The sequence below is a fragment of the Mesorhizobium sp. U510 genome (genome assembly GCF_059180695.1).
On the sequence record NZ_CP180532.1, the window covers coordinates 4,271,823 to 4,285,143 of the forward strand.

Consider the following 13,321-nt stretch of genomic DNA (forward strand, 5'->3'; position numbering starts at 1 on the left):
TGAAGCTGTAACCTTAATCGCGATGCTTAATCCGGCCGCTTGTCTCTGTGTCGGCTCAGTAACGGAACTGCTCAGCAAGGATGCGCTCGTTCCAGGAGTGATTGGGGTCGAACAGCAAGGTTGCCGTCGCCGCCGGCGACTCCCGCACCGTTACCGAGGTCACCGCCTTGACCTCCGTATGGTCCGCCGCGGCGTTTACCGGCCGCTTTTCCGGCTCCAGAATATCGAAGCGCACGGTCGCCTTGTTGGAGAGCAATGCGCCACGCCAGCGGCGCGGGCGAAACGGGCTGACCGGCGTCAGTGCCAGGAGCGGCGCGTCGAGCGGCAGAATCGGGCCATGCGCTGAAAGATTGTAGGCGGTGGATCCGGCCGGCGTCGCGATCATGACGCCATCGCAGCTGAGTTCCTCGAGCCGTATTTGGTCATCGACGCTGATGCGGATCTTGGCCGTCTGGTAGGATTGGCGCCACAGCGCAACCTCGTTGATCGCCAGCGCCGAGACGGTTTCGCCTTCCGAGGTGACGGCCAGCATTTCCAGCGGCCGGATGGTTTCGGCGACCGCGGCCGCGATGCGCTCGGTGAGCCCTCCGGAACGGTACTCATTCATCAGGAACCCGATGGTGCCACGGTTCATGCCGTAGACCTTCTTTCCCGTTCCCATCGTGTCGCGCAAGGTCTGCAGCAGGAAGCCGTCGCCGCCCAGGGCCACCACAACCGCGGCCTCGGCGACCGAACACTGGCCATAGCGCGCCGACAGACTTTCCAGCGCCGCCTTGGCGTCTGCTGTGTCGGACGAGACGAAGGCGATGCTGTTGGCGGCTGTGCTCATGGCTCCCCGATCGCGACCGATTGGCGGCGGCAGTCTGGCCGCATCCGCGCCGGGGTAGCACGGGGTGGGCAGGTCTGCAAAGAGAGCCGTTGTGCCGGCACGCTAGGCATGCCGCGCGGGCATCGGCCGAACCTGCGGATCGCGCTTCATGACAGGGCACGAGCGAATGTGATGGTTAAGGCGGGGCTTAAAGTCTCGTAAAGGCGGAACGATCATGTTAGCCGGCATGAATGGCGTGGGGGCGCCCGCAGCACCGCTGTATCCTTTGGGATGCCAAAAGGACGTTGCGGCAGTTTTGTTTTGTGCGCATGCCTCCTCCGGGGACACGCACCAGCCAGACGAGGCCGACATATTGCCGGTAGCACGCCTGATCATCGTCTTTGTCATGCTGGGTAGCTTCGCCCTGGTCTTCGCCGAGCTTGTGCGCCAGTCGGAAAATATGAGCATGAGACCGCTGCCGACAGCGTCGCGCTGCGGCGATGCCGCCGGAATGCCTTGCCCGCAACGGGCACTGTAGGTCGCCGGAATACGCCATTCGTCTGTAGATACCGCCGACGCTCGGCCGATCCCGAGCGACAGTTTCATGCTTGGGCGACCGGAGCCCTGGCTGGCGGAAGTTTGATCGTTGCAATTGCGGCATCGACGAAAGCACTGGTAGAAGGCGTGTCCTATCCGGATAGGATCCTGTTCCCGTCGTTTTGGGAAACAAGCGTTGCGGCGCGTTGACCGGCCGTGTTTCTGAAGGGGAGCGCGCATGCCGCACAGCGTGTTGGTTTCTGGTGGCTGCGGCTTTCTCGGCTCCCATCTTGTCGATCGTCTGCTGCTGCGTGAGGATCTGGAAACGCTGGTCATCGTCGACAATCTGTGGACCGGATCGCGCGACAACATTGCCCATGTCTCGGACCCGCGGCTCAGCTTGCGGATTGCCGATGCCGAAAGCTTCACGACCAGCCAGCATTTCGATGAGATCATCCATCTGGCGTCACCGGCTTCGCCCGTATGGTACATGCGCGAGCCGGCGCGCACGATCAAAGCCAATATAGGCGGCGCGCTCAATCTTCTGTCGCTGCTCAGGCCCGGCGGTCGCTTCTGCTTCGCCTCGACCTCGGAAGTCTATGGCGATCCCCTGATGTCGCCGCAACCGGAGAGCTACCGGGGATCCGTGGACTGCACCGGGCCACGGGCCTCCTATGACGAGAGCAAGCGCTGCACCGAGGCGCTGCTTTTCGAAGAGCAACGCGTCAGCGGGCTCGATGTGCGCGTCGTCAGGCTGTTCAACACCTATGGGCCGCGAACGCGCATCGATGACGGCCGCGCCGTTTCGAATTTTGTCTGCCAAGCCCTGACCACGGGAATCCTGACCGTCCATGGCGACGGCTCCCAATCGCGCAGTTGGGGGTATGTGGACGATATCGTCGATGGCCTGGAACGTTTCTTTTGGCGCGACAGCATCGCATACCGAGGACCCCTGAACATCGGCAACAATCGCGAGGTCTCGGTTCTCGGTATCGCGAAATTCGTCTGCTCGCTTGTTCCAGGCAGCCGCATCGAACACCGTGCGCCAATTCCGCAGGATCCGACAAACCGCTGCCCGGACTTGACCCTGGTAAGGCAGGTTCTTCCCGGATGGGAGGCGACGACCGGCTATCAGGAAGGGATCCGGCGCACCTTCGAGTGGTACCGGCGACGGATTGTGACTGAGGACAGATCGGCGGCAAGCGTTGCTGCGCTGTCCAGGACAACTGGGCCAGCCGCGGCAATGTCCGCGAAAAGATATTGACTGTATAGTTAGTTATAAATAATCGTAACGCAGACGACCAAGTCGGCCAGCTGGCATTCCGCCGGTGAATGGCCGCGAAAAGGGGAATATTTTGACAGCCAGCCGGCCCGCCTTGGGCCGAAGGGCACAGCCAGGCTTGTTCATCAGCAGGAGACGGACCGAGGCGGCGACGCGGCCGGTCCCAACAATGGGAGCACTAGCATGAACTGGAAACTGACCGCGGCGGCCGTCGGGCTGTCGCTGCTCGCCGCAACCGGCGTTGCCCGCGCCGATGGCGAACTCAACATCTACAATTGGGGCAACTACACCAGCCCTGACCTCATCAAGAAGTTCGAGGAGACCTACAAGGTCAAGGTCACCGTCACCGACTATGATTCCAACGACACCGCATTGGCCAAGGTTCGCCAGGGTGCGTCCGGCTATGACATCGTCGTGCCGTCGGCCAGCGTCGTGCCGGTCTGGATCAGCGAAGGCCTGCTCCTGGAGACCGAACCCAACAAGATGGAGAATTTCAAGAATGTCGATCCGCGATGGGTCGACGTTCCCTTCGATCCGGGCCGCAAATACACTGTTCCGTGGCAGTGGGGCACGACAGGCATTTCGGTGAACAAGTCGGTGTATTCCGGCGACCCGAACACCTCGGCGATTTTCCTCGACCCGCCGCCGGAGCTTGTCGGCAAGATCAATGTCGTGCCCGAAATGGGGGACATCATGTTCCTCGCCATCGCCTATGAGGGCGGCAAATATTGCACCAACGACATGCAGGTACTGAAGAAGGTGCACGACAAGCTGGTCGAGGCCAAGGCGAAATGGCTCTCGCTCGACTACGCGGCCGTCGACGGCCTGGGCAGGGGCGACATTGCCGCCGGCGTCAACTGGAACGGCATTTCGCTGCGCCAGCGGCTGCAGAACGACAAGATCGTCTACGGCTATCCCAAGGAAGGTTTTCCGATCTGGATGGACAATGTCGCCGTGCTCAAGGACGCCAAGAATGTCGAGAACGCCAAGCTGTTCCAGAATTTCATCATGGATCCGAAGAATGCCGCGATGATCTCGGCTTTCGCCCGCTACGCCAACGGCATCAAGGGCTCCGAGGCTTTCATGCCGGACGACATGAAGACGGCGCCGGAAGTGGACGTTCCGGCTGAATTTGCCGCCAAGGGCCAGTTCATGCCGGCCTGTCCATCGGATGTGCAGGCGCTCTATACGAAGATCTGGACCGACCTCCAGAAATAGCGTCGCCGGACCAACCCAACCACAGTCACCGGGCCGCAGTGTGCGGTCCGGCACCCTCCATGCCAGGTGCGGTCTCGCGGTCGCAGGAGACTTCCAATGTCCGATCTCGACCTCTGCTACATGCCGGCCCATGAGGCGCTGCGGCTGTTCAAGGCGAAGAAACTCTCGCCCGTCGAATTGATGCAGGCCACCATTCGCCGCGCCGAAGCCACCAGATCGTCGATCAACTGCTTTACCTTCACGCATTTCGAAGAGGCGATGAAGCTGGCCGCCAGGGCCGAGGCGAAATACGCCAGGGGCGCCAGGACCGGCGCGCTGGAAGGCCTGCCGATCGGCATCAAGGATGAGAGCTACATCAAGGGCAAGCCGACCTCGCACGGCTCGCTGCTGTCCAGGGATGCCGTAAGCGGCCACACCTCGACAATGAACGAGCGCATCATGAAGGCCGGCGGCATCGTGCATGCCCGCACGGCGACGCCGGAATTCAGCTGCGCGGGCTACACCTGGTCGAAGCGGTGGGGCGTCACCCGCAATCCATGGAATCGCGATTTTACGCCGGGCGGTTCGTCGGGTGGTGCTGCGGCAACGCTCGCTTCGGGAACATCATCGATCGCCACCGGTTCGGATATTGCCGGATCGATCCGCATTCCGGCCTCGGCCTGCGGTCTCGTCGGCTACAAGCCGCCTTACGGCCGCAATCCCGACGAGCCGCCCTTCAACCTCGATTTCTACTGCCACACCGGGCCGCTGGCGCGAAACGTCAGGGATGCCATCCTGCTGCAGAACGTCATGGCGGGACCAAGCCCGCTCGACATCGCCACGCTGCGTCCCAAGCTGCGCCTGCCGCTCGACTACAAGCCGATCAAAGGCTGGAAGATTGCCTTTTCGATGGATCTCGGCTCCTTCGAGGTCGACCCCGACGTGCGCACGAACACGCTCGCCACCTGCGATGTGTTCCGCTCGCTCGGCGCCACGGTCGAGGAAGTCGATCTTGGCTGGGACAGCGGGGTGCTCAAGGCCGGAATGGCCTATCTCGAGCACCTGTTCGGCGCGTCGCTGTCGCAACTGCTTGCGGAGCACGCCAGCGACATGACCAGCTATGCCCGGCGCTTTGCCGAGGACGGGCAAAAGTCCAAGGCCACCGACTTCGTCGCGACACTGGACGTGGCGGCCAGGATGTACCAGACGCTCGGCCCGCTGCTGGAGACCTATAATGTGCTGATCTGCCCGACAAACGCGCTGCCCGCGGTACCGGCGGAGTTCGACCAGACCAGGGACAGGGTGGAGATCAACGGCAGGGAGGTGAACCCTTCGCTGGGCTGGGTGATGACGACGCCGTTCAACATGCTGAGCCGTTGCCCGGTTCTCTCCATACCGTCGGGCCGCGCCGCCAGCGGCGTGCCGACAGGCATCCAGATCGTCGGCCGCACCTATAGCGACGCCGATGTCTTCCGGGCCGGACTGGCCTATGAAACGGCTCGGGGGCAATGGTATGGGAACACCGGGACACGCCCGTCGCTCTGAGCGATTTTCGGGATCAGCCGGCGTGGCACATGGCAAGGCAATCTGTGCGGCGGGATATTCCGCCGTGGGTCCGAAAGGCCTGACGAAAATGGCGCAACGCAAGGCAATCGCAAAGCCGGAGAAACGCAAGCTCGCGACGACCAAGGGCGCGGCAAACGATGCCGCGCCGCCCAAGGACCGCCGACGCGAGCGCGGCGAAGCCAGCGTACAGCGCATCATCGACGCCACGATCGATCTCATCGCGGAGGAGGGCCTGGCAAGCCTCACCATGCAGCGTATCGCCGAACATGTCGGCTCGTCCAATGCGCTGGTCGTCTTTCATTTCCGCAGCAAGGAAAACCTGTTCCGCGCCGTGCTTCAGTATCTCAGCGATCAGTATGACGCGCTGTGGATCAGCCTGGTGCGGGCGCCCGGCCTGTCGCCGGTCGAAAGGCTGCTGGGCGCCGTCGATTGTGCGCAGCGTTTCGCCCGGCAGCATCCCAAATGGGTGTCGGTCTTTGTCGTGTTCTCAAGCGACCGCAAGAGCATGCAGATCTACAACGAGATCGGCCTGCCGAGCGATCTCGCCTACACCGCCGAAGCGCGCGAACTGCTGATCGAGATTTCGCGCGGCGCAGGGTATACCGGTGTCGACATCAACACCTTGTCGGAGAGCCTGAATTATCTGGTTCACGGCGCATGGTACTGGGACCATCTGAACCCTTCGAGCCGCGACACCAATGTGCTGCGCAAGACCATGCTGCTCCTGCTGCATCAGGCATTTCCGCGGCATTTTGAATTGATGCCGTAGCTGTTCTCAGGGGCGCTGCCGCAGGTGGCAGCCGGCCTGGCGTTTCTGCGCCAGGTACTCGTCGATCAGCTGGCGGTAGCGCACCTTGCCGAAACTCGGGAAATGGCCGCCATGCACGACCGAGACGTCGAGATCGCGCATGGCGAGCAGTGTCTCGACATAGTCCGACATATCCGAATGGTAGACGTCGTCGATCAGCGGGCCGTCATAGATGATGTCGCCGGACAACAGCATGCCGGTCTTCTTCTCGTAGAGTGCGATGCCGCCGGGTGAATGGCCCGGTGTGTGGATCACCTCGAAGGCGCGGTCGCCGAGATCGATGACATCGCCATGGCCGAGCAGGCGGTCAGCCGGGGCGGGCAGGATCCGGTAACGGGACGACTCCCAGCCTTGCGGCAATCCGTCGAACATATCGTCGGTCGCATAGCGGTCAGCCACCGTCCACTCGTTGCGCGGATCGGCGAGGATTTTTGCTTCGGCTCGGTGCACGCAGCGGTCGGGAAATTCGTGATGGCAGCCAATATGGTCGAAATGCGTATGGCTGGCGACGCAGGTCAGCTTGCGCTCGCTCACCAGCGGCACATGTGTGCGCAGGCTGAAATGGCCGAGGCCGGTGTCGAACAGAAGGTCACGGTCGCGGCCGCGCACATGCCAGATGTTGCAGCGGAAGAACGGCTTGATCCACGGCTCGTGGATCAGCGTGACGCCGTCGGCCATGCGGATGGTCTCGTACCATTCTGGTGCGCCGATGACCGGAAGGGATCCCATTTCAGTCCGCCAAAACGATGATCTGGTCGGTATCGCACGAAACGGCAAGCGTGTCGCCGGATTGGACGGTGGCTGTTGCCGGCAGCTTGGCGATGAATTGCAGCGAGGCGTCTTCGACGGAGACGGCAAGCACGCGTTTGAAACTGCCCTGGAAGACGACATCGTTCACTTTCGCCATGCCGAGGCTTGCGGTGCCGGCGGTCCCGCCGAGCATGAGATGCTCCGGCCGGATGGCCAATGCGACGGCCGAACCCACAGGCAAAGCGCCGCGCACCAAAACCGGGCCGGCCGGCGTCGAGACGGTGCTTGTCCTGTCCCCGGCTTCCGCCACCTTGCCGGCAAGGATCGTGCTTTCGCCCATGAAGGTCGCCGAAAAACGTGTCGCCGGCCTGGCATAGACGCGCTCGGGCGGTCCTTCGTCCTCGATGCGGCCGTCATTCATCACCACGCAATGGTCGGCCAGTGCCATCGCTTCTTCCTGATCGTGCGTGACATGGACGAAGGCGGTGCCGACGCGTTTCTGGATCGCCTTCAACTCGTCCTGCATCTGCCGGCGCAGTTTCAGATCGAGCGCACCGAGCGGCTCGTCCAGCAGCAGCACCGCCGGCTCGATGACCAGCGCCCGCGCCAGCGCCACGCGCTGCCTTTGCCCGCCGGAGAGCTGGTGCGGCTTCTTGTCGAAGGCGGAGGCCAGCCCCACCAGCGCCAGCGCCTCGCGCGCCTTTGCGGCGCGTGTCGCGCCGTCGACGCCCTGCATGCGCAACCCGAAGCCGACATTGCCGCCGACGCTCATATGCGGAAACAGCGCATAGTCCTGGAACACAGTCGTCGTCGGGCGCCTGGCCGGCGGCACCGCGGTGCAGTCCTCGCCGCGGATGAACACCTTGCCTTCGCTGGGCGTGACGAAGCCGCCCAGGATGGACAACAGCGTCGTCTTGCCCGAGCCCGACGGCCCAAGCAGGATGGTGTAGCTGCCGGGCTCGATCCGCAGCGAGACATCTTTTAGCACGGCCAGCTGCCCGAAACGGTGCGAGACCGCGCGGATATCGACCAGAGGCGCGGTCATGTCTTTCTCCGGCGCAACAATGTCAGTTCGAACAGCACGACCAGCACGATGGAAACGGCGAAGACCAGCGAACCGACGGCGTTGGTCTTGGGATTGAGGCCCGAGCGCAGCAGATTCCAGATCTCCACCGGCAGCGTGGTGTCGAAGCGGGTCAGCAGGAAGGAGATCACGAACTCGTCCCAGGAGAAGGTCATCGACAGGAAGAAGCCTGCGAAGATGGCGGGCGCCATCACCGGCACGGTGATCAAGAGCAGCACCTTCCATTCCGGCGCGCCAAGATCGCGCGCCGCGCGCTCGATGTTGATCTGATGATCGCCCATCTGGCTGTAGATGATGGCAAAGCATAGCGGCAGGTTGATCACGACATGGCCGATGCCGGCGGCAAGCAGCGATTTCGGAACACCAGCCCAGTTGAAAAGCACCAGCAGGCCCATGCCGATGATGAGATAGCTGACCGTCAGCGGCAGCGTGATCAGCCCGCGCAGCAGGCCGGACCCGGGCAGCACGAAGCGCGCGAAACCCCAGGCGGAGAGAAAGCCGAGCGTGACGGCGGCGGCCGAGGAGATCGACGCCACCAGCAGAGAATTGACCAGCGCCGAGGTCAGCCTGACATCGGACAGCACGGCCTCATACCAGCGCAGCGAGGGGCCGGTGAAGGGCGGGATCGGAAACGAGGTCGCTTGCAGCGAGAACAGCACCAGCACCACCACCGGCAGGAAGATGAAGCCGTAGACAGCAAGCGCATAGAGCCAAGACGCGACGCGGACCACCTGACGCATCTCAGGCCCGCTCGATCTTCAGCCAGCGCGCGCAGGCGAGATAGGCGATGGTGACCACCGCCATCAGGATGATCGACAGCGCCGAGGCCAGCGGAAAATCGCCGCGCCGGCCGATCTGCATCATCACCAGCTGCGGCATCAAGAGCTCGTTGTTGCCCCCCAGGATCTGCGGCGTGATGTAGTCGCCGATGCACAGCACGAAGGTGAGGAAGGCGCCGACCATGATGCCCGGCAAGGTCAGCGGCAGGATGACATGCAGGAAGGTGCGCACCGGCCCGGCGCCGAGATCGGCGGCCGCCTTGCGGTAGCTCGGACTGAGCTGCTTGAGGTTGGCGAAGATGGTCAGCGTCAGCAGCATGACGAAGAAGTGCACGAAGCCGGTGACGGTGGCCAGCCGCGTGTTGGCGAGCTGCAGCGGCTCGGTGATCAAGCCCGAACCGGTGAGCGCGCGGTTGATGACGCCGTTCTGCGCCAGCACCAGCAGCCAGGAATAGGAGCGCACGACATAGGACGTCCAGAACGGCAGCACGGCCAGCATCAGCGCCAGCCGTTGCCAGCGTTCCGGCACCTGTTCGGCGAGGATCCAGGCAAAGGGATAGGCGAGCAGCACAGAGAGCAAGGTGACGATCGCCGTCACCTCCAGCGAGTTCACCATCGCCTGCCAGTAGGATGGGTTGGTGAAGAACTGGCTGTAATTGGAAAGCGTGAAGCCGCCGCCTTCATGCGCCGTGAGGCTGGAAAACCCCATGGCGACGAAGGGCAGCACGAAGAACAGCAGCGTCCAGCCGAGGGCAGGCGTAACCAGCGCCCAGGGAAGGGCGCGGCCCGTCCCGGGCAGGGCGCGCCCGCTGTTTCCGGTTGAGCTCACGAACGGTATCAGCTCATTTCGCCTGCAGCATTTCGGTCCACATATCCTGCATCTTCTTGTCGAGATCGCCGTTCGGCGCCGGATAGGCTTGCGCACGGGCGAGGAAGCCTGGCTGCTCATCGAAGCGCAGGACCTTTTTCTGGTCGTCGGTCAGCGCCGCCTTGGTGTTCGCCGGCATGCCCCAATAGCAGGACGAGGTGGCAAGGCGCGCCTGGCCTTCGGGACTCATAATGTACTGGATGAATTTCAGCGCCATGTCCTTGTTCTTGGAATCCTTGAACATGGCCAGCGACTGCGACCACAGCACCGCACCCTCCTTGGGGATGGAGAAATCGAGCGCGGGGTTCTCCTTGGCCAACCCTGCCGTCACCCATTCGCCGCCGCCGACCAGTATGTCGACCTCGCCGGTGGCAAGCGCCGTCTGGCTGGCGGTGACCTCGCCGACCAGCTTGGCGTTGGCCTTCATCTTGAGCAGCTCTTCCTTGAGCGCGGGCAGGTCGGCTTCGGTCAGCTCGGCCGTCTTCTTGCCGATGGCCAGTGCCGCCATGCCGATGACCGGCAGGTAATAGTCGTAGATGGCGACCTTGCCCTTGTATTTGTCGCTGGTCAGCGACGCCAGGGACTGCATGTCCGCCGGGTCGACCTTGGTCTTGTTGAAGCCGATCGTGTTGTAGCCGAACTTTTCGGTGATGCCGTAGCGCTTGCCGCCGACCACGGTGGAGCCGTCCATCCTCACCTGCGGGAAGAGGTCGGCGAAGGGCAGCTTGTCCTCGGGCAACGGCTCGAACAGGCCCTTTTCGACGCCGCGCGGCACGTCGATGCTATCGATCACCATCACGTCCCAGTCGCCGGGCTGCGACTGTTCGACGATGGCGAGACCAGCGCCGGTGCCTTCGAACTCCTTGACGTTGACCTTGACGTTGTTGGCCTCTTCGAAAGGCTGCAGCAGCGCCGGATCGGAATGGTCGCACCAGATCAGCGCGTTGAGATCGGCGGCCTGAGCGAGGCTGCCCACGCCAAGCAGCAGGGCCGTGGCGGCGCAGGCGGCGTGCAGATGGCGCTTCAGGACGGAAAGCGGATTCCCGGATTCGGATTTGACGGACATCGAGTGTTCTCCCTTGCCTTTGTGGCTTCTTGTAAAAAATTGAACCAATTCTAAAATTGAGTCAATTCTGTTTTTGTGGCAAGAGGCTGCTATGAGCGGATTGCGGGCAAGGCAAAAGGCGGACCGGCACAGGCGCATCATCGAGGCGGCGGCGGCACTTTTCCGCGAGGCCGGCTACGAGGGCGCCAAGATCGAGGCGATCGCCGCGCAGGCGGAAGTGTCGATCGGCACGATCTACAATTACTATGAGAACAAGGGCGACATCCTCGGCGCCATCGTTTCGCTTGAGGTCAACGAGGTGCTCAATGCCGGGCGCGGCGTCGTCGCCAGGCCGCCGGCCAATGTCGGCGATGCGCTGGACACGCTGATCGGCATCTATATCGAGCACTCGCTGCATTATCTCAGCAAGGAGATGTGGCGCCAGGCCATGGCGATCTCGACGCAACTACCCGACAGCCCGTTCGGCCAGGCCTACACCGCGCTCGACCGCTCGCTCACCGAACAGATCCGCGCACTGATCGCGCGGCTGCAGGAGATCGGCCTGGTGCGCCAGGACATAGACGGGGCAGCGCTCGGCGAACTGATCTTCAACAACATGAACATGATGTTCATCGAATTCGTGAAGCGCGACGAGGCCAGGATCCCGGAACTGCGCGCGGCGATACGAAGGCAGAACCGGATATTGGTGGCGGCGATAGGGGTGTGATTGGTAGCCTCATACTGGCAACCAAACCGTCCGGCGAGACTGGTGCCCCCGGACGGGATCGAACCGCCGACCTTCGGTTTACAAAACCGCTGCTCTACCAGCTGAGCTACAAGGGCACGGCGCTCCGGTAGCATATTTCGTGCGCCAGTAAAGACAAAACTCCGTTTTCGGTTACCCCGGCGGTGGATGACGCCGTGGACGCCATGCTGAAATCCGCGAGCGCGCTTCCTACATATCAAGAAGGTGCAATCGCTTCGGACTGGAGTGTCGCATGATCAGGCTTGTCATCATTCTCCCCCTCGTCGTCATCGCTTGGATGCTGCTGGTGAAGCTCATCGGCGACATCAAGAAGGCCAATGTCGACTGGACCGGCGTGACCACGATCATCGGTTTCATTGCGCTGGCGTTCTGGCTTCGGCATGTCACGGGGATGGGGTGAACGAGGGAGTGAGTAGGGAATAGTCAGTAGGGAGTAGTCAACAGTGGGCCAAGCCCCTGTATACCCACTACCCACTACCCACTACTCACTACTCACTACTCACTCTTCCCCCACCCGCCAAAAAATCTCCCCACCCCTTTCGAACCTTTTCCCACCTCGCGCCGACTGATCTCCAGAGGCGAAGGGTCGTCTCGGTCAAGGATCCAGGAGATCATCATGTTCAAGCGCATGCTCACTTCCGCTCTCGTCGCCGTGTTCGTTGCCACAGGCGCGCTGGCCGCCACGGTTCAGACGTCGTCGGCTCACGGTATGCATCATCACCATCATTACTATGACGACGACTATGGCGACTACTGGTGGTACCACCACCATCATCACCGGCATCATCACCACCATCGTCATCATGGCGGGGTCGTTGTCATCTTCTGATGCCGCGGCCTGTTGCGTTTGGGGGCGGCCTCGGCCGCCCTTTTGCATTCTCCGTGGGCCACAGTCAGGAACCGACAGCACCTCCAAAAAAGATCAAAAAAGCTTCGAACCTTTTTCGTTGCCGCAACGACAGATGATCAAGAGGCGGATGGATCGCCTCGGTCAACGAAGCAAGGAGATCATCATGTTCAAGCGCACTCTCGTTTCCGGCCTCATCGCCACCACCGTCGCCGCCACCGCGCTGGTCGGCACCGTTCAGCCTTCGGCGGCTCATTCGCATCACCACGACCTCGGCATCGGCATCGCCGCCGGCGTCGGCGGGTTCGTCCTTGGCAGCCTGCTTGCCCAGCAGCCGCCGCGTACCGTCTATGTCGACGAAGACGGTGGTTCCTGGCACGTCCGCCGCTGCTTCGATCGTTACTCCAGCTACGATCCGGACTCCGACACCTACATCGGCCGCGACGGCTACAGCCACTATTGCCGGCTCTGAGAGGAGACCGCTCAACAACAGAAAAAGGGGCTCGCGCGAGCCCCTTTTCGTTGTTTCACAAATACTTACAGTTGCGTTTTCAGGCGGAATCGGAAATCGGCAACCCGGCTGCGCGGCAGGTGCTATCGACGAGGCGCCTCGTTTCCGAAGCGCCGCCCATAGCGACAAGCTCGAAGCTGCTTGCCGAATCCGGGTAGATCCTGGCGGTGAAGGCTTGGTCGCCGCCAGGGCCGCCAGCCGCAGTCTTGCTGCTGACGAAGCCGCAGACCACGATCTCCTTGCGGCCGTTCAGTGTCCGCTCCCCGGCAAGCGTCCTTCCGAGCCTGGCCGAAGCTGGATCCGGCAAGTGCTGACGAATACCGGTGATGACGATCTCCTCGAGCGCGAGCGAGAACGGAATCGGATCGACACGCTGGTCGCCGGCATCGGGTCGAGGTGTCGTCGCCACGCATCCGCAAAGCGAAGCGACAAGCAGAAGCTGAACCGTTTTCCTCATCCGCGCCCTTTCGCAT

At 62.5% G+C, this 13,321-nt stretch carries 16 protein-coding genes and 1 tRNA gene; 9 read left to right on the forward strand and 8 right to left on the reverse strand.

The features are described 5' to 3' along the window. Positions 1-55 precede the first annotated feature (55 nt). Positions 56-829, reverse strand: coding sequence for an NAD kinase (locus tag ACLGL5_RS22325; protein WP_038646582.1), 774 nt, complete (start codon positions 827-829; stop codon positions 56-58). 214 nt (positions 830-1,043) lie between these two features. Here ACLGL5_RS22325 and ACLGL5_RS22330 point away from each other — a divergent pair, with 214 nt between their 5' ends. The 5 genes from ACLGL5_RS22330 (at position 1,044) to ACLGL5_RS22350 (ending at position 6,159) form a co-directional block, all read left to right on the forward strand. Then, positions 1,044-1,346 carry a hypothetical protein gene (locus ACLGL5_RS22330; protein ID WP_019857929.1) on the forward strand — a complete coding sequence of 101 codons (303 nt, stop codon included), beginning with the start codon at positions 1,044-1,046 and terminating at the stop codon, positions 1,344-1,346. A 237-nt stretch (positions 1,347-1,583) separates the two neighbouring features. Continuing rightward, entirely contained in the window at positions 1,584-2,609 is a 1,026-nt protein-coding gene (locus ACLGL5_RS22335) for an NAD-dependent epimerase/dehydratase family protein (RefSeq protein ID WP_069092048.1), read from the forward strand. 201 nt (positions 2,610-2,810) lie between these two features. Then, a complete protein-coding gene (locus ACLGL5_RS22340; protein WP_019857931.1) occupies positions 2,811-3,845 on the forward strand; it encodes an extracellular solute-binding protein in 1,035 nt (344 codons plus the stop codon). 96 nt (positions 3,846-3,941) lie between these two features. Continuing rightward, a complete protein-coding gene (locus tag ACLGL5_RS22345; protein WP_069092049.1) occupies positions 3,942-5,369 on the forward strand; it encodes an amidase in 1,428 nt (475 codons plus the stop codon). A 64-nt stretch (positions 5,370-5,433) separates the two neighbouring features. Further along, on the forward strand, positions 5,434-6,159 hold the full coding sequence (locus ACLGL5_RS22350) for a TetR/AcrR family transcriptional regulator (RefSeq protein WP_240564674.1): 726 nt from the start codon (positions 5,434-5,436) through the stop codon (positions 6,157-6,159). Between the two features lie 6 nt (positions 6,160-6,165). On the opposite strand, the gene ACLGL5_RS22355 is transcribed toward ACLGL5_RS22350, so the two are convergent. From ACLGL5_RS22355 to ACLGL5_RS22375, 5 genes are read right to left on the reverse strand one after another with little or no spacing between them, the layout of a single operon-like run. Next, positions 6,166-6,927, reverse strand: a complete 762-nt coding sequence (locus ACLGL5_RS22355; RefSeq protein ID WP_038646586.1) for an MBL fold metallo-hydrolase — start codon at positions 6,925-6,927, stop codon at positions 6,166-6,168. 1 nt (position 6,928) lies between these two features. After that, entirely contained in the window at positions 6,929-7,993 is a 1,065-nt protein-coding gene (locus ACLGL5_RS22360; RefSeq protein ID WP_038646588.1) for an ABC transporter ATP-binding protein, read from the reverse strand. Then, entirely contained in the window at positions 7,990-8,772 is a 783-nt protein-coding gene (locus ACLGL5_RS22365; RefSeq protein WP_069092050.1) for an ABC transporter permease, read from the reverse strand. Before ACLGL5_RS22365 ends, ACLGL5_RS22360 begins: the two co-directional genes overlap by 4 nt. Before the next feature lies 1 nt (position 8,773). Next, on the reverse strand, positions 8,774-9,640 hold the full coding sequence (locus ACLGL5_RS22370; RefSeq protein ID WP_069092051.1) for an ABC transporter permease: 867 nt from the start codon (positions 9,638-9,640) through the stop codon (positions 8,774-8,776). A 13-nt stretch (positions 9,641-9,653) separates the two neighbouring features. Further along, positions 9,654-10,745, reverse strand: a complete 1,092-nt coding sequence (locus ACLGL5_RS22375) for a polyamine ABC transporter substrate-binding protein (RefSeq protein WP_069092052.1) — start codon at positions 10,743-10,745, stop codon at positions 9,654-9,656. A 91-nt stretch (positions 10,746-10,836) separates the two neighbouring features. Here ACLGL5_RS22375 and ACLGL5_RS22380 point away from each other — a divergent pair, with 91 nt between their 5' ends. Next, a complete protein-coding gene (locus ACLGL5_RS22380) occupies positions 10,837-11,451 on the forward strand; it encodes a TetR/AcrR family transcriptional regulator (RefSeq protein WP_010909235.1) in 615 nt (204 codons plus the stop codon). 40 nt (positions 11,452-11,491) lie between these two features. On the opposite strand, the gene ACLGL5_RS22385 is transcribed toward ACLGL5_RS22380, so the two are convergent. Continuing rightward, a tRNA-Thr gene (locus ACLGL5_RS22385) sits at positions 11,492-11,567 on the reverse strand. A gap of 155 nt (positions 11,568-11,722) precedes the next feature. On the opposite strand from ACLGL5_RS22385, the gene ACLGL5_RS22390 reads away from it, so the two are divergent. The 3 genes from ACLGL5_RS22390 to ACLGL5_RS22400 all read left to right on the forward strand — a co-directional run bounded on the left by ACLGL5_RS22390 (position 11,723) and on the right by ACLGL5_RS22400 (position 12,809). Then, the gene (locus ACLGL5_RS22390; protein WP_019857938.1) at positions 11,723-11,890 is read left to right on the forward strand and encodes a hypothetical protein; all 168 of its coding nucleotides are present in this window, start codon (positions 11,723-11,725) and stop codon (positions 11,888-11,890) included. A 216-nt stretch (positions 11,891-12,106) separates the two neighbouring features. Next, on the forward strand, positions 12,107-12,319 hold the full coding sequence (locus ACLGL5_RS22395) for a hypothetical protein (protein WP_081296009.1): 213 nt from the start codon (positions 12,107-12,109) through the stop codon (positions 12,317-12,319). A 184-nt stretch (positions 12,320-12,503) separates the two neighbouring features. Further along, entirely contained in the window at positions 12,504-12,809 is a 306-nt protein-coding gene (locus ACLGL5_RS22400) for a BA14K family protein (RefSeq protein ID WP_038652621.1), read from the forward strand. Positions 12,810-12,888: 79 nt separating this feature from the next. On the opposite strand, the gene ACLGL5_RS22405 is transcribed toward ACLGL5_RS22400, so the two are convergent. Then, positions 12,889-13,305, reverse strand: coding sequence for a hypothetical protein (locus tag ACLGL5_RS22405; RefSeq protein WP_069092054.1), 417 nt, complete (start codon positions 13,303-13,305; stop codon positions 12,889-12,891). Between the last annotated feature and the right edge of the window lie 16 nt (positions 13,306-13,321).